This is a genomic window from Pseudomonas sp. Pseusp21, from assembly GCF_059492145.1.
In genome coordinates, this window is the sequence record NZ_CP168520.1 from 89619 (window position 1) to 113732 (window position 24114).

A 24114-nucleotide genomic window follows, 5' to 3' on the forward strand; every position below is an offset into this window, starting at 1 on the left:
TCGGCCAGAAGCAGGCGCAAGATCGCTCCGATAATGGATTAGTCATAGTTTCCTTAGGCCACGCCTAGTAACGCTGCTAGCTTTAAACGTCTAGCCATGTACCTTTTTTGTACCACCCACCCCAGCTTGCCCACCTCCTCATCGTGACAAGCCAGATTTACGTGGGTAATGTACGAACAACTCTACACAGCCTCATGGGACGAAAATGAAGGTTTTTATTAGCTGGTCTGGCGAAATGAGCAAACGTGTGGGTGAGGCCTTCAAAAATTGGATACCCCACGTCCTCCAAACCGTTGAACCGTATTACACCCCCACCGACATCGAAAAAGGCACTCGCTGGTCACACGACATTGCCGCCGAGCTTGAATCATCGTCTGCCGGAATTTTTTTCGTTACACGAGAAAACTTAAAAAGCCCTTGGTTAGCGTTCGAGGCAGGAGCCATATCAAAGCAGGTTGATGATTCTTTGGTATGCCCTGTATTGATCGATTTAGGCACCAGTGATCTAAACGGCCCCCTCACGCAGTTCCAGGTCACTCCATTTCAGAAGGCCGAGATCAAAAAATTAATTCAAGCCCTCAACAAAGCCAACCCTGACAATGTTCTTAACGAGTCAATTTTGAACCAGGCTTTTGAGAAAAACTGGTCCGATCTAGAAGAGCACGTTTCCGAAATAATCCGCTCGACGAACCCCGACAGTGACGAGCAAGCCAAACGGGACGACCGAGAAGTTCTCAATGAGATTCTAGACCTAACGAGGTCACTAGCAATCCAGAAGACGGGAGGCTTCAAAGCCCACAATGAACTCAATACACTCATTTCCAACTTCTTACTGAGCTTTGATGCCGTATTTAATGCCGACTGGGACCACACTATGATGTGCATTCAAGAAAGCAAGTTCTTTTTCAGCCGAAATGGAACCTTTGTGGAGCCAAAGGTTGCAGATGAGGAGAATAACTGGTCGAACAGAGCAGTACTTCTGAAAAATTACAGAAAACTTCTAGAGTATATTGAGGCACACCAAGTAGATATCGTGACAACGTACCGATCATCAGTCACTACTTAGTACATAGCTGAGCTTACGTTGGAACACTAGTCAAAAAAAGCCCTACAGCCCCCACAAATGTAAGGCTTTAGGACTTTTTTGCATATCGAGATTATAGCTAATTTAGCACTAAGGGGCGTTGTTGGCGTACGATTAGCCACATTCTTGCCCCTTGAAATTTTCGGAAGTACCTTAGCCTTTCGAGCTACTAGAGAGGCATGTGCCCTTGCGTAGTAGTGATGCGGAGTTTTGGCTTGCCACTTTCATTGATATAGGGCTCAAACTCAATCTCTGTACCATCCGCAAACAGAATGCTGTAATCATTGTGCCCCTCTTCATTTACCGTTCCTGACCCTCCCATACTTTTGAAAAGGTCTTGGAGGTAATCGTTCATATGATGGTGGAACTCATCTATCGAGATTTTTGTTCTTGAGGCCTTTAACGCACGAAAAGCAGCTACTGTAGAACGCTGTATATAATATTCCGTATCTGGGCCATTTAAAAGCAGCAACATAATTGCTTCATGTTCATCATCGCTAAACTGATCAAAAAGACTTTTTATCAAAGGGCTCGCAGTTTCTTGATTGATCTCAGACTTTGAATCTCTTAGCTCGTCCCTTACTTTTTCAGCGCATTCGACAAAGAAGCTTTTATAATGCATTTTTTACGTCATCCTTAAATATTAAAGTCATCCATCCAGCATCCTGGATCAGGTCTAGCAGCTCGAATTTCGCAGCTTGCCACGGCTGACAATAGCACGATCAGACCACATGCCAACAGCGATCTACTTCGCCGATTCGAAAAATTCAATCGACTCCGCATACCCTCTTGTATGTCCCAAACAAATTTCACTAGCCTAGTGGACGACATGATGGCGGTAGGCTATGGTGGTTTTCAAGATTTTTAACAAACATACGCACCTGAAAATCTACAAATCTTTAGAAAATAAAACACCAGTCAACTTGGACAAGCTTAAAAAAACCCTTACCAGCTCAAAAATTATAACTAGTATCAATCTAAACATTATTCAATATCAGCACCATAAAACTACCAGCTATGGAATCGCCAACCAAGTCCGGAGAGAGCACAAAATGGCAAATTACACGGAAACTGTAAAGAATATAGCAAGGCACTCAGTTATCAGCGGCGCAGTTGAAGCATTGACAAAAAACCGAACAAATTCAACATTGGCGCGGCGCTCATACGTTCGAGACGTAAAGCAGCATATCCTTAATAAGGATAATTCTTTTGACTCCATTGTGGCCGCGAAACTATCGACATCGACGATCGAAAGATGGGAGTCATTTTATGATTCAATAACACAATCTAGAAAGCCAGAAAATCTCAAGGTTGCATATTTATCAGGACCTAACCCAGAGAACGATTTGCGGGTATTTTGTAGTCTCGGACTTCTTCCAGAAAACATCTGGGCATTTGAGTCCGAAAATTCCACATACAGCGAGGCTGTTATTTCTGCACTAAACTCAGAATTCCCATTTATTAAAATAATTAATGGAGGGCTTGACGCTTTTGTCGAAGCCTCACCCCAGCGTTTTGATATAATATACTTGGATTTCTGTGGCCCTTTACCAAGTAGGGGGAAAAAACAAAAAACACTGACAGCCTTAACAAGAGTGCTCGCAAAGCACTCACTAAATTCGCCCGGTGTTTTGATTACGAATTTTTCGCTGCCAACTGAGGCTCAGGATCCAGTTGGTAGAGCCTTGCTCGCCAAGTTAGTTGCATGCTACTTGTATCCAAAAAGCTTTATAGAAAGCGAAGACAGCGAAAATGATTTCACTGAAGGCCCTATCGCTCAGAGCCTCGATCCTAATGAATGGCATCAAGTTGTATCGGAAAAACTTGACTATTACTATGGGCAGTTTGTTACGCGCCTGCTAATAGATCACGCCAGCTTGATCTCGCCTTATAATAGGTTTCCCCAGCACAACTCTTTGTTTAGTAAATTTTTTGATATCCGAGATATAGCTCCTCTCAAAAAATCCCTCGAAAGTCTTTTTCATTTCGACAAGGACGATGGCGGTGGTGATGTAATCATCGATCCTGACATGTATCCACTTCTTTGGACGCTCGCTGCGCTTGATAAAAGCTTGAATAATAAGGATTTAAATTACCCGCAGTTTATCTTCCAAGATGAAGAGTTCTCAAACTATTCTGATCAGTTTCTCGCCCAACTCGACATTAAAGGAAGCAAAAAAGAGCTGGTTGATAGCATTAAGCTCCTTTCATACTTGTTGTCCGAAGGTCAAGAACAAAGTGAATATTTATCCGAGCAGTTCAAAATTATGTACGACTCACACAAGATTTTCGACTACCATCAATTTTGCGATCTTGTACTTTTTCATCAATCAATAGAGGCTCTTTTTAGGCAGGTTGCAACGCCCTATCATGTAAATATTGAGAAGACGCTTAGGTGGTCATACAAATCAAAAGACACCCCTATGTTTATGGACATGCTGGTGCTAGATGAATGCCGATATCTATACGATTGGATGCCTACTGTGGATATGTTTTCTAAAGCCACAAAGGAAATTGAACGTCAGCTAGCATATCGTTTTGCGCTTGATGCAGTCGCAAAACATCGTCGCTGGTACAACCCAGAGTATTTTTTTGGTACCGCTGTCGTTGATCAGTTTACGGATGGCTTTAAAGCTAAGACGTTGTCCCCACGTGAGTTCATAGAAGGTTGTGATTAACTTGTTGCTGTGCACTTCAGCCAATCTATAAAAAGCTCAAAAAAACCTACCCTTGTTAGCAGCTTCCCAAGCTGATAATGAGGGTACGACTCCCTACATCCGCTCCACTGATTTCAAGGCCTCCGGCCTACCCCGCGTAAGCTAGGTGTCTGTTAATCACATTCGTCATGCGGCGCCTTGTACTTCTGTTTTCGCGTATTTATATCTATCGTGACTATCTTACTTGGAATAACTGCGGTCGCGCGCAAGCGGCAGCTTCTGGCCGATAGCTGCCATTTACCATGGCAGCTACGGCCAACGCTCATTCCCTCTATCGCTGCGTACTATCCGGGCACCACAGAGGGCAAAGGTTTAGCTCTTAACCTCAACATGGTCCAACGCCTGATTCACCGCCAACTCACTCAACATCACCAACTGCGCAATCCCGATCGCAGTCTTGCGATGGGCCGGCTCCAGCGTCGCAGCGAAGTTGTTGAGCATCTCGCTGGCCGATCCCAATGATTCGCTGGCGTTGGCCAGGAGTGATTCGGTGTTGTAGGCCGGGTTGGCCAGGTACATGGGGTCGTGTTTGTGATGGCTACCCATGATCCGTTGCTGCGGGGTGAGGTAGTGATCGAGGGCGCGTTCGGCCGCTTCGTTGAGCGTTCGGGAATCGGGAAATTTGTAAGGAGAAACCGGATCGGTTTCCGGTGGGTTCGGTGTCGGTTTGAACATAGATGAATCTCCAGCACTTATTAAAGGGGAGTCATCCACTCTCGCTACCAAACGAGGGGTGGCGACCATACGCAGGTTGGTAGACCGGAGCACTGGAACCGGCGCTTCCGAAGAAGCCCTGAGCATGGCCACCATAAATCCAGTCGCATGAATGCAACTGCATGAGGTGACGCGATGCGTCAGCGCTGCGGGCTACCAAACCCGATCACTGTTTTTCAGTGACCCGGAAACGATAAAACCCGCACCCCAGACGCACAAGCCGGCGGATTCTGGCGTAGTCGTAGGCAATGACGCAAGACGCTGTAGCCGTGGTGAAGTAATGCCGGGCGTTTCTAAACACCATTCATAAAACGCTTAAACACGTCGCCCTCGCCATGTCGAAATCAGACGTTCATGCCGCTCCTTAAAAAAGCGGACACCCATCTCCGGGATAAAGCGATCACATCGATTTCAATTTTCCTGTCCGTACCCATTCTTTCTCGGCCCCTACCAGCGCCGCGTCGCTTTTTAAGCTTGATGAAACGTTTCAGCAGGTTTATAAAAACCGCACAACTCCAAGAAAGGCTGCTCCCATGACCCCGCTCAAACTCGTTGTTGCCCTCAGCGCACTGTCCGCTGCCTCCCACGCCATGGCCTGGGATTACGTTTTGCTCGACACCGACAAAGCCGCTCAGAACTGGCAGATCACCAGCCAGCAACTCGGCGTGAAAACCGACAAACCCTTCAGCGTCAGCCTGCGCACCTTGCATGGTGGTCGGCAGGAGGGCGTCAGCATTGTCGACATCGATAACGGCACGATGAAACTCTCGGTGGTGCCGACGCGGGGAATGAACGTCTTGCAGGCCTCGGTCGGCGATGTGCGCATGGGTTGGGATTCGCCGGTCAAGGAGGTGGTCAATCCGTCCTTCATCGAACTCAATGGTCGCGGTGGTCTGGGCTGGCTGGAGGGTTTCAATGAGTTGGTGACCCGCTGCGGATACGAATGGGTCGGCCACCCCGGCGTCGACAACGGCGAACTGCTGACCCTGCACGGCCGGGCCGCCAACATTCCGGCGAACAAAGTCACCTTGCACATCGATGAAACGCCACCGTACGCCATCACCCTGCGCGGTGAGCTGAAAGAGCAGGCGTTCAAGAAAGTCGACTTCTCCGTCGCCACCGAACTGGTCACCGAACCCGGCAGCGTAGTGTTCGCGCTTAACGACACCCTGACCAACAACGGTGACTATCCGAAGGAATACCAGGCGCTGTACCACAGCAACTTCAGCACCCCGTTTCTGGAGCAGGGCGCTCGTTTCGCCGCGCCTGTGAAACAAGTGTCGCCGTTCAACGACAAAGCCAAGGGCGATTTGCCCGAATGGCAAACCTACCGCGCACCGACCAAGGACTACGACGAAACGGTTTACAACGTCGTGCCGTATGCCGATGCCAAGGGCGATACGTTGACCGTGTTGCATAACAAGGCCGGCAGCCTGGGCGTTTCGGTTGGCTTCAATACGCAGACGTTGCCGGTGTTTTCCCTGTGGAAGAACACCGATACCCAACGCCAGGGTTATGTCACCGGGCTGGAGCCGGGGACGAGTTTTTCCTACAACCGCCGTTATCAGCGGCCACTGAACCTGGTACCGACAATCGGGCCGAAGGAACACAAAAACTTCCGCATCAGCTACAGCTTGTTGGCGGATAAGGCGGCCGTGGATAAGGCCTTGAAGCAGGTGAGCGACATTCAGGGCGGGCGGGAGACCGAGGTGCGGCAGACACCGTTGGTTGATCTGACCAAGGGCTGAAGCCGGAGGTCACTCAGCTGTTCAGCGACATCGGCTTGTGAAAAAGGGGACTGATCTATTTTTCCTAAATAAATCAGTCCCCTTTTTTGTCCCTTTTTTACCAGTCCCCTTTTTTACCGCTTTTTTACCTTTTTTAATTTTGTGAAGGCGCTCTCGAACGGGCCCGAACGCTATTCACCATGTCGAAATCAGACACCGTCGTGCCGCTCCCAGGCTATTTGCGATCAACGCCGGGCACGTAAGGTGACGCATCATTTCATCGCCCTGCGTCGTCGTCCGACCGATTTGTAACGCTGCAGCGCTTGAGGTGCGCCGCTCTGGAGCAGGGCAAGAGGAAGAAATGATGATCGCCTGACACGTCGTCAGTACGCCCAAACGTCGATCACCAGAGAACAACAAAAACAATGAATAGCCTGAACTCGAAGGACTCGAACGGTCAGTTGGCGCAGGGCTTCAAGCCGCGTCATGTCACCATGCTTTCCATTGCCGGCATCATCGGTGCGGGGCTGTTTGTCGGCTCCGGCCACGCCATTGCCGCCGCCGGCCCGGCCGTCTTGCTCGCTTATCTCTTCTCCGGTCTGCTGGTCGTGCTGGTCATGCGCATGCTCGGTGAAATGGCCGTGGCTCACCCGGACACGGGATCGTTTTCCACCTATGCCGATCAGGCCATCGGCCGCTGGGCGGGGTTCACCATTGGTTGGTTGTATTGGTGGTTCTGGGTGCTGGTCATTCCGATCGAAGCGCTGGCCGCCGGGCATGTCTTGAATCAGTGGTTTCCTCAGGTCGATGCGTGGTTGTTTGCGTTGCTGTCGATCATTTTGCTGGTGGTGACCAACCTGTTCAGCGTGTCCAAGTACGGTGAGTTCGAGTTCTGGTTTGCGATGGCCAAAGTGGTGGCGATCATCGGGTTCATCGGGCTGGGTTTCGCGGTGTTGATGGGCTGGATTCCGGAGCGTGAGGCCAGCGGTTTGAGCCGGTTGATGGAAGAGCATGGCGGGTTTGCGCCCAATGGCTTGTCGGCGGTGGTCGGGGCGTTCATCACCATCATGTTCAGTTTTATCGGAACCGAAGCGGTGACCATCGCGGCCGCCGAATCGAGCAACCCGGCGCAGAACATCGCCAAGGCCACGCGCTCGGTGATCTGGCGCATCGGCGTGTTTTATCTGCTGTCGATTTTCGTGGTGATTTCCGTGGTGCCGTGGAACGATCCGCTGCTGGCGTCCGTCGGCTCTTACCAGCGCGCGCTGGAGCTGATGAACGTTCCCAACGCCAAATTCCTGGTCGATGTGGTCGTGCTGATCGCGGTGGCCAGTTGCATGAATTCCTCGATCTACATTTCTTCACGAATGCTGTTCTCGCTGGGTCGACGCGGCGATGCTCCGCAACCGCTGAAAGTGACCTCCGCTGCGGGCGTGCCGAGGGCGGCGGTGATCGCCAGCACCGTGATCGGCGCCGGGGTGACGCTGTTCAGCTATTTCATGCCGGCGGGGCTGTTCCAGTTTCTGCTCGCCAGCTCCGGCGCGATTGCGTTGCTGGTGTATCTGGTGATCGCGGTTTCGCAATTGCGCATGCGCCGGATGCTGCGTCGGCAGAACGTCGAGCTGACGTTTCGCATGTGGCTGTTTCCGTGGCTGACGTGGCTGGTGATCGCGTTCATCTGCGCCGCGCTCGCGGTGATGATGGTGACGCCCGAGCATCGTCTGGAAGTGACGTCGACCATTGGGCTGGCGCTGGCGATTTCGTTTATCGGGCTGGTGACCACGCGGCAACATGGGCAGGTGAGGGCGGCGGTTTCGGCGGGCAAGGCCTAGGGTTTTTCTGATGCTTGAACGGTGGGGCTGGCCCCGGCATGGACGCAAGGGATGTCCGATCACCGGGCTTCGGCTCGCAGCCAACGTCTGACTTCGCCCTGTATCGCGTAGGCCGGAGCCTCGACCGCATTGAAATCCTGCGTGTAGCGCTGCGCAAACCCGTCGACTCCCCATTCCTGAAACTGCTGCACGTGCTTCAGTTCGTGCGCCCAGAGCGTGACGTTGTGTTCTGCGGTTTCAGCGTCGCGGAACAGGATGATGTCGATCAGCGTAACCGCTCCGACATCCGGGTTTTGCAGGATGGCCGTGGCGGCGTTGTATTGGCCGTCATTGGTGACTTTGTAGTGCACGGCATCGAGGACGCCGGGGTCATACCAACGCAGCAGTTGCTCCCGGATGTGCGGGGGAATCGGTTTGATGTCGGTGCTGGCGGCTTCGGCGCGGGCCTGGGTCAATCCCATCGCCAGAGCGGGTGCCGCGATCAGGAACAGGTCTTCAGACAGCCGCCCCGGATCCGGCAGGCAAATGCAGCTGTCGAGGCACACTTGCTTTTCGCCGGCGGGGCAGGTGTCAGCTTGGGCAGGCGTTACAAGGGCAAGCCAGGTGACGAGGCTGATGAGCGTGGATGGCATGGGCGCTATTCGATCGTAAGGCCGCACCAGAGAAAGGGATCAGGCACAACGCGACCAATACCGCGTTGCGCACCGACCCCGCTGGACCTCAACCGCGTTTCGGCAGCTTCCAGTTCGGGCGAATGAAGTGGCAGGTGTAGCCATTCGGAATGCGCTCGAGGTAATCCTGATGCTCCGGTTCCGCTTCCCAGAACGGGCCCGCCGGTTCGATTTCGGTGACCACCCGGCCTGGCCACAGGCCTGATGCGTCGACGTCGGCAGCGGTGTCTTCGGCGATATCGCGTTGCTGCTCGTTCAGGTAGTAGATCGCCGAACGATAGCTCGGACCGAGGTCGTTGCCCTGACGGTTGGGAGTGCTGGGGTCGTGGATCTGGAAGAAGAACTCGAGGATCTGCCGATAGCTGATCACGGCGGGGTCGAAGACGATTTCGATGGCTTCGGCGTGGTTGCCATGATTGCGGTAAGTGGCGTTCGGCACATCGCCGCCGGTGTAACCGACCCGCGTCTGCAGCACGCCGGGGTAGCGGCGCAACAGATCCTGCATGCCCCAGAAGCAGCCGCCGGCGAGAATCGCAGTTTCGGTTTGAGTGGTCATGGCATGTCCTTCCTCTCGAATGGGTCGCAGATGTTCCTTGATATGAGGGAGTGTGGGCCGATTCCAAGGTTGAGCCGGTAAATAAATCATGAAGCGCGGGCTTTCGGAATTCTCCTGCTTTTGCTTCACGTCACTGTCTTTGGAGCGCCCGGCGCGGGGCGCGCCAATATTGAAGCGAAAAAAAACCGCCAATCAGGCGGTTTTTTCAAAGCGGGATTCAGGTTCTGCCACCGGCGAGCCAACCATCAGGCTCCATTTCTTTGCCACACGTTGCGGCTACTTTCAAAAAGTGCCGCTGACTAGCGGAAACCCTGATGGGCAAACCGGGCTCTTCGGCACGAAGTCTGGAAGCAAGCGCTGGTTGAGCTTTTGGCTTCTTGTGTTTCATGGACACCTCTCGTGTCTGGTTGCTTGAGTCGATCTTATGGGGGGGCCAGTGGAAAGACAAGGCGGTCAGTCGTGTCAAAATAAAATCCAAGCGTTTGGTAGTAGGAGATAGCACCTGAGTCAGGTTCTTGAACTTCAATTTCGGTACATCCCAGCTTTCGGGCATAGAACTCTGTTGTCAGTAGTGCCATTGGTGCGATCCAGCCTCGCAGGGTATGGGCCTTGCAGGTGTGACCCTGCAAAAGAACGATTTTTATGCAGATTGTGCATTTTCGTGGCGTTGCATAGCACAAACCGCACAGCTCATCTTCGTACCAGAAAGCCAAGTCCAGACCTTTTGCATCTTTTGTTTTCCACTCAAGTACATCATCCCATGGGTACCCAATGGGCCCGCTCCACTGATGATATGCGTTGATTGCCAAGGGCGTGATCGGGTCGATCCTGAGCAACTGAGCATTAATCCCGGCTGCCAGAGCTCCTGGATCCATGGAAAGTGTTTCATGCGCAAGTTTGCGGGCTTCTGATTTGAGCGTTTGGTTTCGGAGTTCGGTACCTTTGCCTTTTCTTCGCATCGTCTGTGTTCTGTCCGGATCAGGCAGCAGACGGTATCGAAGGCGAGGGCGCCCACGTAATCAGGCGTGAGGGACGGCTGATGTAGGACGCTGCTTATGTACTTGAAGGACGCTGGAATTGGCGGGTGGTAGTTGCTCTCAGCGATCCGTCCGCGGCATGGCCGCAATCGGCTGTATTTGCCGGGATGCCTGCGCCGAACACCAGCGATTCCGGCCCTGTTGCTTGGCCTGATAGAGGCAAGTGTCCGCCGACTTGAGCAAAGTGGCCGGGGTCACCGCATCGTCAACCGGATAGCGCGTGGTGATCCCCGCACTCGCGGTGACGTATCCCAGTGGATGCCCGGCATGTTCAAGCTCCAGTGAACGAATGGTCTGCAGAATGTCTTCGGCCACCTGAATCGCCCCGGCGTTGTCGGTGTTGGGCAACAGCACGGTGAATTCCTCGCCGCCGTAGCGCACGGCCAGATCCGAGGGGCGTTTGACCGCTTTGCGGATGCCGTCGCCGACCGCGATCAGGCAGTCATCGCCGGCGGCATGACCGTACTGGTCGTTGTAGCGCTTGAAGTAGTCGACATCGAGCATGATCAATGACAGCGGCGAACCCTGACGCCGGGCCAGGCGAATCTCGTCCGTCAGCGCCGCGTCCAGGCGTCGGCGATTGCCGAGGCCTGTGAGGCTGTCGGTCAGCGCCATGTCGCGCATGGTCTTGTGCGCGGAACGGATCTCCCGTTCCATCGCCATCCGCTGACGCAACTGGCTCAGAACGATGAGCCCGAAACAGGCCAGGACCAGAATCAGGAACACCAGCACGAATCCGTTTTTCAGCAGGTCCTGGCGCCACGGCGCGATGATGGAGTCACGGGACAAACCGGCCTCGACCACCAGCGGATAGGTGGTCAGCGCGCGATAGCCATAAAGGCGTTCGGTGTCGTCGACCACCGCCCTGATCTGGACAATGCCCTGGTTGGCATTGGGCAGGTAGGTCTTGAAGATCTCGCTGTTCGCCAGGCTTTTGCCGACCACGGAGGCAATGAACGGCCGGCGCACGAGGATCGTGCCGTCGCGCATCGCCAGCACCAGCGCGCCTTTGTCATCGATGCGGAAGTCACCGTAGTAATCGACAAAATAGCTGACCTTGACCGTCCCCAGCAGCACGCCGGCGAACGAGCCGTCGGGGTTGTTCAAACGCCGCGAGATCGGAATGATCAGGTCGTGGGTGGAACGGCTCTCCACCACCTGACCGATGCGCACGCGCCGGTCTTCATGGGTGCGGTGGTACTGGAAATAATCGCGGTCGGCGTTGTTGGCGGTTTCGGGCGTGACCTCCTTGTCGGTCACGATCCACTGGCCGTCCGGGCCGTAGATGAACAGGCCATGCAGCTGCGGCATGATTTTCGACTGCTGGATGAGCAGCTTGTGAATCCGTGCCACATCCAGGTTCTGCAGCCCGTCGCCTTCAACCCGTTCGGCCAGCCCGGCGGTCAGCACATCGACCTGGCGGATGGTGTCCTCGGCATGTTGCGCCGTGGCGCGGGCGAGGTTGGTCACCGAATCGCGCGCGGAGGCAAACACCGAACGGTAATCGCGCCACGTCCTCCAGCTCTCGACGGTCAAAAAAGCCACGACCACCATCAGCATGAAACTGACGGTCAGGCGAAAGGTCGAGCCGGCCTTCACGCCTTGGCGAGGCGCGCGCGGTGTTTCATCTGAGGTGGGCGCTTGCGTGTTGCGTCCGGGCATCAACATTCCCTGGCTGTCGTTGTGAGCGAGTGAACAGTATGACAAGGATCGGGGGGAAGGTCGGGCTGGCTGTGTGATCTGCTCGGCAGTTTGAGCGAATTGTCCGTTTTGAGTTGACGGTGAAACGCTTTTCAGACGATTTATCGCTTTCAGGCGAGTCAGTAATCTGTGCCCATCTTGAACGCAAACGAACTTCCACAATTAAAAAGGGATTCACACATGAGCACTCCAACCTACAACCGCCTGAACAAAGACGACGCCGTAGTACTGCTGGTTGACCACCAGACCGGCCTGATTTCTCTGGTTCAGGACTTCTCGCCAAACGAGTTCAAGAACAACGTATTGGCGCTGGCCGATCTGGCCAAATTCTTCGAGTTGCCGACCATCCTCACCACCAGTTTCGAACAAGGCCCGAACGGCCCGCTGGTGCCGGAACTCAAGGAAATGTTCCCGGACGCGCCATACATCGCCCGTCCAGGCCAGATCAACGCATGGGACAACGAAGACTTCGTCAAGGCGATCAAGGCCACCGGCCGCAAGCAGATCATCATTGCCGGTGTCGTGACCGATGTGTGCGTAGCGTTCCCGACCCTGTCGGCGCTGGCGGAAGGATTTGACGTGTTCGTGGTGACCGACGCCTCCGGCACCTTCAACACCACCGTGCAGCAAGCGGCGTGGAACCGCATGACCCAGGCCGGTGCACAGATGATGAACTGGTTCTCGGTAGCCTGCGAACTGCACCGCGACTGGCGCAACGACATCGAAGGCCTGGGCAACCTGCTGTCCCAGCGCATTCCGAACTACCGCAACTTGATGAACGGCTATGCCGCACTGACGGCGCATCAGAAATAACCGGACGCCGGATAGACGAAAGCCTGCTTTTTTCAAAGCAGGCTTTCGTCGTTTCTACCGCAAACAGTAGAGCAGGGGAATCGTCACCTCAAACTGTGACGACAATCTTCCCGACCTGTTGATTGGCCTCAAGAAAGCGATGCGCTTCCTGAATGTCATCCAGACCAAATGTCCTGGCAATGATCGGTTTCAGCGCACCTGACGCCAGCCCGTCGCCGATGAAAGTCTTGGCGCGTGCCAGGGTGGCCGGGTCGGAGACGACCTCCGAGTAGAGGTAACCCTTGAGGGTCAGGCATTTTCCCAACACGGTGAACAGCGGGAACGGCGTTGGCTCAGGGCTCAGGGCACCGTACTCCAGCAGGATGCCGCCGCGCGCCATGCTTTGGGTCAGCGGTTCGAACGACGGGCCGCCCACCGGATCGAACACCACCCGCGCGCCTTTGCCGTCGGTCAGCGCCATGACGGCTGCAACCATGTCTTCTTCATCGCTGACGATCACGTGTGCGGCGCCGGCGTCGAGCAAGGCCTGTTTCTTGGCGCGGGTGCGGGTGACGGCAATGGAGGTGGCGCCGACCATTTTCGCGATCTGGAAGGCTGCCAGGCCGACACTGCTGGAGGCGGCGGTGACGATCACGAAATCGTCCTTTTGCAATTTGGCCTGTTCGACCAGCGCACCCCACGCGGTGACGTATTGCATCCAGGACGCCGCCGCTTGTTCAAACGACAGGTTCTGCGGGTGCTTGACGGTGAGGTGGGCGGGCACGTTGGCCAGCTCGCCGTAAGTGCCCCAGCGCGCGATGTCCAGCGGCGGAATCAGGCTGACGGCATCACCGATGTTGAATTCACTGACGTTGGCGCCAACCGCGACCACCACGCCTGCAGCTTCGTAGCCGAGACGGCTGGGAAACTCTGCTTCCTGCAGATAGGCGTGATTGCGGTACATCACTTCGGCGCGATTCAGACCAAAGGCTTTGACCTCGATCTGCACTTCGTCCGCCGCGGGTTTCGGGACGTCGACGTTTTCCAGTTTCAGGACGCTCGCGTCACCGTATTCATGAATCCTGACAATGCGTGCCATCTGTACTTCCTCGGTTATCGATGAAATTGCACCGACTTGATCCGGTGCCATGGACGCCAATTTAGGCTTTGGCCCGCTCCGGATAAAGGCCTAGGATGGCGCAACACTAGAAACAATGAGTTTCCAATGGATCGCCTCACACTCATGGCCACTTTCGTCAAAGCGGTGGAGCTGGGTTCCTTCAGCGCGGTGGCGGACGAACTCAACCTGTCCCCGCAAATGGTCGGCAAGCAAGTGAAAATGCTCGAGCAGCATCTGGGCGTTTCGCTGCTCAACCGCACCACCCGCAAGCAGAGCCTCACGGATTTCGGCCGCACGTTCTATCAGCGGGCGAAGCTGATTCTGGCCGACATGGACGCCGCTGAAGAAATGGCCGCCGTGACCCGGGGCGTGCCCAGTGGCCGGTTGCGGATCAATGCGCCCGTCACCTTCGGCGTCAGCACACTGTCGCCGAAGCTGCTGGAGTACATGGTTCGTTATCCGCAAGTATCGGTGGACCTGACGCTGTCGAACGAACTGGTCGACCTGGTGGACGGCGGATACGACGCTGTATTTCGCATCGGCGAACTCGCCGACAGCGGCCTGAAGGCACTGCCGCTGATGCCCTATCAGATGGTGCTGTGCGCGGCACCGTCCTACCTCGCACGCCGCCCAACCATCACCACGCCTTGGGACCTTCAGGAACATGAATGTCTGGCGTTCGCCTATTCGGACGGCCGCTCGCACCTGCGATTCGAAGGCCCGGAAGGCTGTATCGATGTACCGATTAAAAGCCGATTGACGATTAATCAGGGCGATCCGTTGCTGTCCGGGGCAATGGCGGGGCTGGGGGTGGTGATGTTGCCGCTGGAGCTGGTCAAGGATGCGCTGAGGAGCGGGACGCTGGTGAGTCTGCTGCCGCAGTACAAGGTGCCGGTTTCGCCGATGAATCTGTTGTATGCGCCGGATCCGAGGCTGACGCCGAAGTTGAGGAGTTTTATTGATTTTGTGCGTGCAACGTTTGGATAAGAGCTGCATTGAGTGATGAAGGCTTAACGATCAGAGATTTGTCGCAACAAAATCCCTGAATCCGAGCTTCACATACTTTCGCGACTCATCGACAATGCGCGCTCTGTTCCGGGGTAGTTCAGCGGTAGAACACTCGGCTCCTAACCGGGTGGGCGCTGGTTCGAATCCAGCCCCCGGACCCACTACATAGTAGGTCACAAGGAAGTATGTCCAGGCCTGAGGATGAATCGGGTGCGCTCGGCGGAATAAACGCCGGTTATGCGCACTTTCAACTGTCTCGCGCGCTCACTGCACGCGACAACGACGCCAGTCCGAAAGCATTTGCCCGGATCGAACGCTGGCAAAAGGTTCTCGAAAACCTGATGCATGGCCGTGCACTGTATGGCTCGCGGACGCCGTTTACCGACCTGCCAGAATGGATCACGCTGGAAGTGGCCACTGGCGGCTTTGCAACGGGTAACCTTCTGGCCGGTGGCGAGCTGACCGCTGATGAGCGCCTGTTGGCGTCATCGATTCCCGGCATTCGAGCGGGTTACGAACGGCTCGATTTGAATAGGTGGCATCTTTCAGACGAAGGCATCAGAACGCTGCAAGAGCGATTGACGAACGAAGACTATCGGATCGATGTACCGGAAGAGGCCGCGTTGCTGACAGTGGCCTGGTTTCTGGGGCAGCAACGCGTCGAAGAAGCCAGGACGTTGATCGAGCAGATCGCGCCTTTCTTCGAACGAGTGCGTTTCTTTCCCGCGGCAGCCAACGAGCGCCCGCTCTCGATGGCTGAAGTTGAAGTTTTCAATGCTGGCCAAATCAGCCTGCGCCTGTCCGTTCTCTCACCCCAGCCTCGTCTTGCCGTTCAAAAGCATGTTGTTGAACGCAGGTTGCCTCTCTACGACGCGGCGGTCTCGCTATTCCTGCTGACGTACAACGATGGTTGGCCTTGCCGGCATTACCCTGAAGGGTGGTTCGAGCGTGCTTCGGTGCTTGGTAAAGAGTTTGATAACGCCACTGAAGCTGATCCCCGTCGTACGGATAATTCCAGTGATCGAGTGACGGAGTTGCTGGCATTGCTCAAGCAATGCTCTATCGATCCTGCATCGCTAACGGGGCGCCAGGTTGGGCGAATTCGCAGAATCGTCGATGACTTTGTAGCCAAGCATGGACACCCTGAGTCCGAAGATCATTCCAGCAAGCGCGCACAGCAGCGTCATCACGTATCAGCTTCGGCACACCATCTGATTGCCAAGGCTGCTTCCGTGCGACTGGCGAGATATCCAGTCTCGGAAGGCATTTCTGATTTCGCCCCGTTACTGACGCCCATCACCTACGAAGAGGCTAAGGCTTACTCGTTGAAGGTGGGAGAGACCATTCCTCCTTCGATTCGTCAACGCCTCGAACGTTGCCGAAAGGGAACGGTTGCAGAGTTGATTGACCATGGCGTCATCACATCCGCAGATACAGTCGCGAAAGTGCTGCCGGCGATGACGGCGCAAATCTGTAGCGCCGGATATCGAGACGTAGCGCTGCGGGCACTGTCTGTCGCTACCTATCGTGCTTTCAGGCGTCGACGCTCTCTATTGTTGCTGAACATGCAGCGTCAGGTGAGAGTCGATGATTTGCCTTGGGTGAAAGCCCTGGAAACCGAATACGAGGCGGGTGCTCTTGCGGTTGAAGGTGCCAGGCAGGCTTTGGTCGAAGCGTCCGCGTTGACCCTTACCGCATTTCCTCAGGCCATTCTGCCCAACAAGTTGCTTCAGGAATTTTCTTCGCTTGCCGAATCGGCCAAGCTGGATCTTCCCTTCGTAGAGGAAATCGCGGCTGATATTTTCATGGGCGCTTTCTCCGGCAAGTTCGTAAAGGCTGCCAAGCGTTCAGTCCGGTTGATGGACGGGTCTCTTTACGCACGCTATTACGATATCGATATGGATGAGTTGGCTGCACTACCCAAGCAGCGGGATTCACGAAACAACAGTGGTGTGCTGGCTGGTTTGTGCGCGCGGCGGGCGAATGCCGACATCGGTAGATGGAGTCCAGCGAACAACGGCACGATCATCGAACAGCAACAAATATTGACCACGCAAAATCTGGCAATCCTGTTTGATGATCTGGACCTGAAGACGCGGTTACATGATCGTTTGGGCTCAATGGCCGAAGCATGTTTCAAATGGATATGCAGTCGGCAGCAGATGCAGATCAAGCTCTACCACGCACGTCTGGTCATGTTGAAGAACACAGCGTATGCGTGGCGCCAGATGATGTTTTACCTGTCGATGCTGGATCAGTCTCGATTGGAGAGTGTGCTTGGAAACATTGAAGTGCACTTTGCCGCTCAACCCAGTGCATTTCAGGGGCGATTTCTTCCCGCCATGATCGGGTTGCGCATGGCGGTATGTGGATGTCGGTTGACTTTGGCTCACCAAGAGCGGGAGGGTTGTAAGGTTTTTCTCGGGTGGACCACTGAACGGCACTGGCTGATGCCTTCCTAGATATCAGAAAGCTCCAGGCGTAACGAAAAGCCTGCCTTCAAAAGCAGGCTTTTTGCATTCTCAGAGATGCCTTCATTTCAACGCCGCCCAGTCCGCGTACTCACATCCACCCAGACAGCCAACACCAGAATGCTGCCCTTGACGATCATCTGCCAGTAGCTGTCGACGTCGAGCATGGACATGCCGTTGTCCAGGCTGGTGATGACCAGGGCGCCGAGGAGGGCGCCGTAGACTGTGCCGGAACCGCCGCGCATCGAGGTGCCGCCGATGAAGCAGGCGGCGATGGCGTCGAGTTCGCCCATGCTGCCGGCCGAGGGTGAGCCTGCGGCCAGGCGCGCGGTGTTGACCACGCCGGCGAGGGCGCACATCACGCCCATGATCCCGAAGATCCACAGCTTCACGGCCTGCACATTGATACCGGACAGGCGCGTCGCTTCCATGTTGCTGCCCACGGAATAGACGCGTCGGCCGAACACGGTCTGGCTGGTCACGTAGCTGAAGCCGCCCAGCAGGATCAGCAAAAGCAGGACCGGCACGGGAATGCCGTCATAGCTGTTGAGGGTCTGGACGAAACCGGCCAGCACCGCGCCGATCAATAACACGCGTGCCACGTCACGCACCAGTGAGTGTGCCGCGAGGCCGTGCAGGGCGCGATTGCGCCGTTGTTTCCAGGTCAGGAACAACGTCAGTGCGAACAGCAGGACGCCCAGACCTGCGCCAACCGCATGTGGAAGATAACCCTGGCCGATGTAGACGAGTTCCGGCGACACCGGCGCAATGGTCGTGCCGCCGGTTATTCCCAGCAAAATCCCCCGAAAAGCCAGCATGCCCCCCAGCCCCACGATGAACGACGGAATGCGCAGGTAGGCCGCCATGTAGCCGTTGGCGAGGCCGATCAGCAGTCCGCACACCACCACAAGGCTGAGATTCGCCAGCAGCGGTATGTGATAGACAACATCGAGAATGGCTGCCACGCCTCCGAGCAGGCCCAGCAATGAGCCGACGGACAGATCGATCTCGCCGCTGATGATCACCAGCACCATGCCGCAGGCGAGGATCCCGGTAATCGACATCTGGCGCAGCAGGTTGGAGAGGTTGCGCGGCGTCAGAAATCCGCCCTCGGTCTGCCAGCTGAAGAACAGCCAGATCAACGCCACGGCAAACACCAGTGCGAGCATCTTGTAGCGGGTGAAAAGTTGTTTGACCTGATTCATTTACGCGGATTTCCGATCTTTATTGTTATGGCTGTCAGGCTGGCTGAGTGCGGCGGCGAGCACCTGTTCCTGGGTGAGTTCATGGTTGATGAAGTCACCCCGCAGTTGGCCTTCGCCGATGACCAGGACGCGGTCGGAAACGCCGAGCACTTCGGCCAGTTCCGAAGACACCATGATGATCGACACGCCTTCGGCGGCCAGCATCCCCATCAACTTGTAGATCTCATACTTGGCGCCGACGTCCACCCCTCGGGTCGGCTCGTCGAGAATCAGCACCCGGGGCCGTGTCAGCAGCATCTTCGCCAACACGGCTTTCTGTTGATTGCCCCCGGACAGGCTGGTGATCGGCAGGAACGGGCTCGCGGTCTTGAGGTGCAGGCGCGAAATTTCCCGATCGATGCTGCCCAGTTCGGCTTCGGCGTCGATGCGGGTCAGTTTCGAGAAACTGTCCAGCACGGCCAGGGTGATGTTCTGGCCGACACCCAGGTCGGGAATGATGCCCTGACGCTTGCGGTCCTCGGGCACCAGGCACACGCCGGCGCGGATCGATTTGAGCGGCGTGCGGGTGTCTATGGGTTTGCCGTCCAGCCAGACTTCACCTTCGTGGCGACCGGGGTAGGCGCCGAACAGCGCGGTCACAAGCTCCGTGCGACCTGCACCGACCAGCCCGGCGATGCCGAGGATTTCCCCGCGTTTGAGGCTGAAGGAAACGTCGTCGACCCGTTTGCGTTTGGGGTTGTCGACGTCGTAGCAGGTGATGTGGCGCGCCTCGAAAATCACCTCGCCGATGTCGTGGGGGTCGGTGGGGTAGAGGTTGCTCATTTCCCGGCCGACCATCTGGGTGATGATCTGTGGAATATCCATGTTTTCCATGGCGGTCGTGGCGATGTGTTGACCGTCGCGGATCACCGAAATGGTGTCACACACGGCGGCCACTTCATCGAGCTTGTGGGAGATGTAGACGCAGGCGACGCCCTTGGCTTTGAGGTCGCGGATGATGTCCAGCAACACCTCGATTTCCGAACGGGTCAGGGCCGACGAAGGTTCATCGAGGATCAGCAGGCGCGCCTGTTTGTTCAGGGCCTTGGCGATTTCCACCAGTTGCTGATAACCGCCACCGTACTGCGAAACCGGCAGCGAAACGTTCATGTCCGGCACTTTCAGTTCACGCATCAGAGCTTCGGCGCGGTGGATCATCGCCTGGTAATTCATCCGCCCACCCGGCAGCGTCAGCTCATGGCCCATGAAAATGTTTTCGGCCACCGAGAGGTCGGGAACCAGCGTCAGCTCCTGGTGAATGATGACGATACCAGCGGCTTCCGTCTCGCTGATCGATTGCGCCCTGAGCGGTTGACCGTCCCAGAGGATTTCACCGTCCCAGGTGCCATGGGGATAGACCGCAGACAGGATTTTCATCAGCGTGGACTTGCCGGCGCCATTCTCGCCGCACAGCCCGACGCATTCCCCCGGCCGGACCTTGAGGTCGATGCCATTGAGCGCTTTGACACCGCCGAAGGTTTTGACGATGCCGTTCATTTGCAGCAGGTAGTCGGACATGGCAGAGGCTCATAAGCGGCAGATACGGGACTGAACCCGCAGGAGCAGAACGCCTGCGGGGGGCATCACTCAGTGAGTGTCACTGTCCGGCGATCTGCGCCTTGGTGTAGAAGCCGTCCTGTTCCAGCAGGTCGATGTTGTCCTTGGTCAACGGGGTCGGGGTTAGCAGGATGGTGTCGACTTTTTTGCTGCCGTTGTCGTACTGCGAGCCGTAGGCGGGTTTCTCATTGCGCGCCAGTTGCACCGAGAGTTTGGCGGCTTCGGAGGCAATCAGTTTCAGCGGCTTGTACACCGTCATGGTTTGGGTGCCGGCAATCACCCGCTTGACTGCTGCCAGGTCCGCGTCCTGTCCGGAGATCGGTACTTTGCCGGCCAGTTGCTGAGCGGCCAGGGCCTGAATGGCGCCGCCGGCCGTGGCGTCGTTGGAGGCGACGATGCCGTCGATTTTGTTTTCGTTGCGGGTCAGGGCGTTCTCAACAATGCTCAGCGCCTCGGTAGGGTTCCATTCCTTCACCCATTGCTGGCCGACGATCTTGATATCACCCTTGTCGATGGCCGGTTGCAGCACCTTCATCTGACCTTCGCGCAACACTTTCGCGTTGTTGTCGGTGGGCGCGCCACCCAGCAGGAAGTAATTGCCCTTGGGCGCTGCATGCAGCACGCCGCTGGCCTGCATCTCGCCGACCTTTTCGTTATCGAAGGAAATGTAGGCGTCGATATCGGCGTTGAGGATCAGACGGTCATAGGACACGACCTTGATTCCGGCTTTCTTGGCCTCGGCCACGGCATTGGTCAGCACGGTGGCGTTGAACGGCACGATGACGATGACATCGACACCACGGGAAATCAGGTTTTCGATTTGCGAAATCTGCTTCTGCTCGTTGGCATCGGCCGACTGCACGAAGACCTTGGCATCCATTTTTTCCGCCGCTGCAACGAAGTAATCCCGGTCACGGGACCAGCGTTCCAGCCGCAGGTCATCAATGGAGAAGCCGATTTTCGGATGGGCCGCGTCGGCCATCACCGGCAGCGACAACAGCGCCAGGGCGCTGGCCAGCAGCGTGCGTTTTACGTTCTTCATGGTGGTGCGTCCTTTTATTTTTGTTTGAAAGACACGGCCTGACGATGAATATCGGGCTGGTGGAACTGTAGAGAATCAGCAGGCGAAACGGACTACAGATTTGTCGCGCAAATGTCACAGCGTCCGCAGTCCTCATTGGCGATCAGCGATAGATAAACCGGTTGACGAGGTTTTCGAGCATTTCCTGCCGACCGCTGACGGCCTGCGGGTTCAGTTCGTTGGCGAAGGCGTGCTCGGCCAGGGATTGGAGATTGAACTCACCCGCCAGCACCGACTGGCCGAAGGTATGCTGCCAGCCGGCATAGCGTTGGTCCTTGAGCCGTTGCAGCTGGTCGTTCTGGACCATGGCGGCGGCCCGCTCGAGCGACAGGGCGAGGACGTCCATGGCCCCGACGTGACCGTGAAACAGATCGACTTCGTCGAGGCTCTGGCGGCGCACCTTGGAGTCGAAGTTGAACCCGCCATTGCCGAAGCCGCCGGCCTTGAGGATTTCATAAGTGACGAGGGTCATTTCCTCGACGCTGTTGGGGAATTGATCGGTGTCCCAACCGTTTTGCGGATCGCCCCGGTTGGCGTCGATGCTGCCGAAAATCCCCAGCGAGACGGCCGTCGCCACCTCGTGATGAAAACTGTGACCGGCCAGGGTCGCGTGGTTGGCCTCGATGTTGACCTTGATTTCCTTTTCCAGACCGAACTGCTGGAGAAAACCGAACACGGTGGCACTGTCGTAATCGTATTGGTGCTTGGTCGGTTCCTGCGGTTTGGGCTCGATCAGCAGGTCACCTTTGAAGCCGATCTTGTACTTGTGCTCGACCACCATGCGCATGAAGCGACCCAGTTGTTCGCGCTCGCGTTTCAAGTCGGTGTTGAGCAGGGTTTCGTAGCCCTCGCGACCGCCCCACAACACATAGTTGGCGCCCTTGAGGCGTTGAGTCGCGTTCATGGCGCTGAAAACCTGGGCAGCGGCGCAGGCGAACACTTCAGGATCCGGGTTGCTGGCGGCGCCGGCGGCAAAGCGCGGATTGCTGAAGCAGTTGGCGGTGCCCCACAGCAGCTTGATTCCGCTTTCTTCCTGATGGCGTTCCAGGTGATCGATCATTTGGGCGAAGTGGTTGCGGTACTCCTTCAGCGAATTGCCTTCGGGGGCGACATCCGTGTCGTGAAAGCAGTAGTAGTCGATACCCAGCTTGGAGAAAAATTCGAACGCGGCCTGCGCCTTGCCAATGGCCAGCTCCATCGGGTCACCGGCGTGTTGCCACGGGCGCTTGAACGTCCCGGCGCCGAACACGTCGGAGCCCGGCCAGACAAAGGTGTGCCAATAACAGGCGGCCATGCGCAGGTGTTCGCGCATGGGCTTGCCGAGGATGATTTTGTCGGCGTCGTAGTGACGGAAGGCAAGGGGAGAATCGCTGGCAGGACCTTCGTAGCGAATCCGGTCGACATCGGGGAAGTACGGCATTGGCAATGTCCTTGTTGTTCTTGGTTGTTGTTCTCGGTTGTTGTTCTTGGGGCGTGTCCCGATACTAGCAACGGCCCCGTGCCTGCCGATTGCGAAAATCACCAACACGCAGTGCGATTTTGCGTATTGAGATTCGCCCTCTGCGCGCCTAGTCTGTGCAGACCGCCTCTACGGCAAGGGGCCCGGAACAAGCCTGAAAACAATGAAAACCGTACCGCCTGTTCACCGTATCGCCCTGTTGTTCAACGGGAGCAAGATCTATGACCGCGGCATCATCAGCGGCATCGGCAACTACCTGAGCAGCACGCGCGCGTCCTGGGATCTGTTTCTGGAAGAGGATTTTCTCTGCCGCTTGAAGGGCATCGAGCGCTGGCAGGGCGACGGCATCATTGCCGACTTCGACGACCCGTTGATCGGCGAGGCGCTGGCCGACATCAAGTTGCCGGTGGTGGCGGTGGGTGGTTCTTATCAGGATGAACGGGCCTATCCCAAAGGCATCCCGTACGTCGCGACCGACAATAACGCGCTGATCACAATGGCTTACGAGCACCTGATCGAGGCCGGGCTGCAACGGTTCGCCTGCTTCAGCCTGCCTGAGGCGCAGGCCAATCGTTGGGCTCAGGAGCGCGAAAAAGCCTTTCTACGATTGATGCAACGGGACGGCTTGCACGCCGAGGTCTATCGCGGCATGGGCACCAGTGCACCGCTGTGGGACAGCGCCGTCGAACAGTTGATCGCCTGGCTGCAAAGCCTGCCCAAGCCGATTGGCATCATCGCGGTGAGTGACGCCCGCGCCCGGCAGTTGCTGCAAGCCTGCCTGACCGCCGGCATCGCCGTGCCGGAGCAGGTGGCGCTGATCGGCATCGACAACGACCCGCTGACCCGCAGCCTGACCCGGGTCCCCCTGAGTTCGGTGATCCAGGGCACTGAAACCATGGGCCGCACCGCCGCGCAACTGCTGCACCAGATGCTGCACGGCAAACCGTCAACGGGTGCGCATGTCCTGATCCCGCCTGAAGCGATCAACGTCCAGGTGTCGAGCTTGCATCAACCTTTGGGCAACCCCTACGTGATGCAGGCGCTGCTGTTCATCCGCCAATATGCCTGCCAGGGCATCAAGACCGCGCAAGTGGCGGCTTATGTCGGCGTGTCGCGTTCCTCGCTGGAGTCGCATTTTCGTGCGGTGCGTGGTTGCAGCGTGCATGACGAGATTCTGCGTTTCAAACTGGCGGCGGCCACCCGCGGGCTGGAAAAAACCGACACGCCGATTGCGGACGTTGCCCGCGCGTGCGGTTTCAAATCCGCGCAGTACCTGCACACGGTGTTCCGCCGAGAGTTCGGGTGTACGCCCCGTGAATATCAGCAGGGCGCCAGATAGACGG

20 protein-coding genes and 1 tRNA gene are annotated in these 24114 nt (G+C 56.3%); 10 read left to right on the plus strand and 11 right to left on the minus strand.

What is annotated here, in order from left to right; all coding sequences use genetic code 11:
- Positions 1 to 205: 205 nt before the first annotated feature.
- Complete coding sequence (locus ACEN93_RS00330) at positions 206 to 1066, plus strand: TIR domain-containing protein (protein ID WP_414881550.1); 861 nt, start codon at positions 206 to 208, stop codon at positions 1064 to 1066.
- 187 nt (positions 1067 to 1253) lie between these two features.
- Here ACEN93_RS00330 and ACEN93_RS00335 read toward each other — a convergent pair whose 3' ends face one another.
- Positions 1254 to 1706 (minus strand): hypothetical protein, encoded by a 453-nt coding sequence (locus ACEN93_RS00335; RefSeq protein ID WP_414881551.1) that lies wholly within the window; start codon positions 1704 to 1706, stop codon positions 1254 to 1256.
- A 223-nt stretch (positions 1707 to 1929) separates the two neighbouring features.
- Between ACEN93_RS00335 and ACEN93_RS00340 the strand changes: the two genes are divergently transcribed.
- The gene (locus ACEN93_RS00340; RefSeq protein WP_495610844.1) at positions 1930 to 3762 is read left to right on the plus strand and encodes a hypothetical protein; all 1833 of its coding nucleotides are present in this window, start codon (positions 1930 to 1932) and stop codon (positions 3760 to 3762) included.
- 351 nt (positions 3763 to 4113) lie between these two features.
- On the opposite strand, the gene ACEN93_RS00345 is transcribed toward ACEN93_RS00340, so the two are convergent.
- The gene (locus ACEN93_RS00345) at positions 4114 to 4476 is read right to left on the minus strand and encodes a DUF6124 family protein (protein WP_085690553.1); all 363 of its coding nucleotides are present in this window, start codon (positions 4474 to 4476) and stop codon (positions 4114 to 4116) included.
- Between the two features lie 572 nt (positions 4477 to 5048).
- Here ACEN93_RS00345 and ACEN93_RS00350 point away from each other — a divergent pair.
- Positions 5049 to 6263 carry an aldose 1-epimerase family protein gene (locus ACEN93_RS00350; RefSeq protein WP_495610845.1) on the plus strand — a complete coding sequence of 405 codons (1215 nt, stop codon included), beginning with the start codon at positions 5049 to 5051 and terminating at the stop codon, positions 6261 to 6263.
- 404 nt (positions 6264 to 6667) lie between these two features.
- Entirely contained in the window at positions 6668 to 8074 is a 1407-nt protein-coding gene (gene gabP, locus ACEN93_RS00355) for a GABA permease (protein WP_258713351.1), read from the plus strand.
- A gap of 59 nt (positions 8075 to 8133) precedes the next feature.
- Here the strand turns inward: gabP and ACEN93_RS00360 are convergent, their stop codons facing one another.
- Entirely contained in the window at positions 8134 to 8715 is a 582-nt protein-coding gene (locus tag ACEN93_RS00360; RefSeq protein WP_103386310.1) for an eCIS core domain-containing protein, read from the minus strand.
- 79 nt (positions 8716 to 8794) lie between these two features.
- Positions 8795 to 9301 (minus strand): peptide-methionine (S)-S-oxide reductase MsrA, encoded by a 507-nt coding sequence (gene msrA / locus ACEN93_RS00365; protein ID WP_011333723.1) that lies wholly within the window; start codon positions 9299 to 9301, stop codon positions 8795 to 8797.
- Between the two features lie 88 nt (positions 9302 to 9389).
- On the opposite strand from msrA, the gene ACEN93_RS00370 reads away from it, so the two are divergent.
- On the plus strand, positions 9390 to 9716 hold the full coding sequence (locus ACEN93_RS00370; RefSeq protein ID WP_158248858.1) for a hypothetical protein: 327 nt from the start codon (positions 9390 to 9392) through the stop codon (positions 9714 to 9716).
- 7 nt (positions 9717 to 9723) lie between these two features.
- Here the strand turns inward: ACEN93_RS00370 and ACEN93_RS00375 are convergent, their stop codons facing one another.
- On the minus strand, positions 9724 to 10260 hold the full coding sequence (locus ACEN93_RS00375; protein ID WP_495610846.1) for an N-acetyltransferase: 537 nt from the start codon (positions 10258 to 10260) through the stop codon (positions 9724 to 9726).
- A gap of 138 nt (positions 10261 to 10398) precedes the next feature.
- Entirely contained in the window at positions 10399 to 12000 is a 1602-nt protein-coding gene (locus ACEN93_RS00380; RefSeq protein ID WP_495610847.1) for a sensor domain-containing diguanylate cyclase, read from the minus strand.
- A gap of 219 nt (positions 12001 to 12219) precedes the next feature.
- Here ACEN93_RS00380 and ycaC point away from each other — a divergent pair, with 219 nt between their 5' ends.
- Positions 12220 to 12852 carry an isochorismate family cysteine hydrolase YcaC gene (gene ycaC, locus ACEN93_RS00385; RefSeq protein ID WP_007958138.1) on the plus strand — a complete coding sequence of 211 codons (633 nt, stop codon included), beginning with the start codon at positions 12220 to 12222 and terminating at the stop codon, positions 12850 to 12852.
- An 88-nt stretch (positions 12853 to 12940) separates the two neighbouring features.
- Here the strand turns inward: ycaC and ACEN93_RS00390 are convergent, their stop codons facing one another.
- Positions 12941 to 13930, minus strand: coding sequence for a zinc-dependent alcohol dehydrogenase family protein (locus ACEN93_RS00390; RefSeq protein ID WP_495610848.1), 990 nt, complete (start codon positions 13928 to 13930; stop codon positions 12941 to 12943).
- Positions 13931 to 14056: 126 nt separating this feature from the next.
- Between ACEN93_RS00390 and ACEN93_RS00395 the strand changes: the two genes are divergently transcribed.
- From ACEN93_RS00395 to ACEN93_RS00405, 3 genes are all read left to right on the plus strand, one after another.
- Positions 14057 to 14938: a LysR family transcriptional regulator gene (locus ACEN93_RS00395; RefSeq protein WP_495610849.1), complete on the plus strand. Its 882-nt coding sequence runs from the start codon at positions 14057 to 14059 to the stop codon at positions 14936 to 14938.
- A gap of 107 nt (positions 14939 to 15045) precedes the next feature.
- A tRNA-Arg gene (locus tag ACEN93_RS00400) sits at positions 15046 to 15120 on the plus strand.
- Positions 15121 to 15144: 24 nt separating this feature from the next.
- Positions 15145 to 17421, plus strand: coding sequence for a hypothetical protein (locus ACEN93_RS00405; protein WP_495610850.1), 2277 nt, complete (start codon positions 15145 to 15147; stop codon positions 17419 to 17421).
- 77 nt (positions 17422 to 17498) lie between these two features.
- Here the strand turns inward: ACEN93_RS00405 and ACEN93_RS00410 are convergent, their stop codons facing one another.
- The 4 genes from ACEN93_RS00410 to xylA form a co-directional block, all read right to left on the minus strand.
- Entirely contained in the window at positions 17499 to 18635 is a 1137-nt protein-coding gene (locus tag ACEN93_RS00410; RefSeq protein ID WP_039771099.1) for a sugar ABC transporter permease, read from the minus strand.
- On the minus strand, positions 18636 to 20192 hold the full coding sequence (gene xylG, locus ACEN93_RS00415; RefSeq protein WP_495610851.1) for a D-xylose ABC transporter ATP-binding protein: 1557 nt from the start codon (positions 20190 to 20192) through the stop codon (positions 18636 to 18638). It lies immediately after the preceding gene.
- A 79-nt stretch (positions 20193 to 20271) separates the two neighbouring features.
- Positions 20272 to 21273, minus strand: a complete 1002-nt coding sequence (xylF, locus tag ACEN93_RS00420; protein ID WP_210710484.1) for a D-xylose ABC transporter substrate-binding protein — start codon at positions 21271 to 21273, stop codon at positions 20272 to 20274.
- 142 nt (positions 21274 to 21415) lie between these two features.
- Positions 21416 to 22732 (minus strand): xylose isomerase, encoded by a 1317-nt coding sequence (gene xylA / locus ACEN93_RS00425; protein WP_495610852.1) that lies wholly within the window; start codon positions 22730 to 22732, stop codon positions 21416 to 21418.
- A gap of 202 nt (positions 22733 to 22934) precedes the next feature.
- Between xylA and ACEN93_RS00430 the strand changes: the two genes are divergently transcribed.
- Positions 22935 to 24110: a XylR family transcriptional regulator gene (locus ACEN93_RS00430; RefSeq protein ID WP_163974861.1), complete on the plus strand. Its 1176-nt coding sequence runs from the start codon at positions 22935 to 22937 to the stop codon at positions 24108 to 24110.
- Positions 24111 to 24114: the final 4 nt, after the last annotated feature.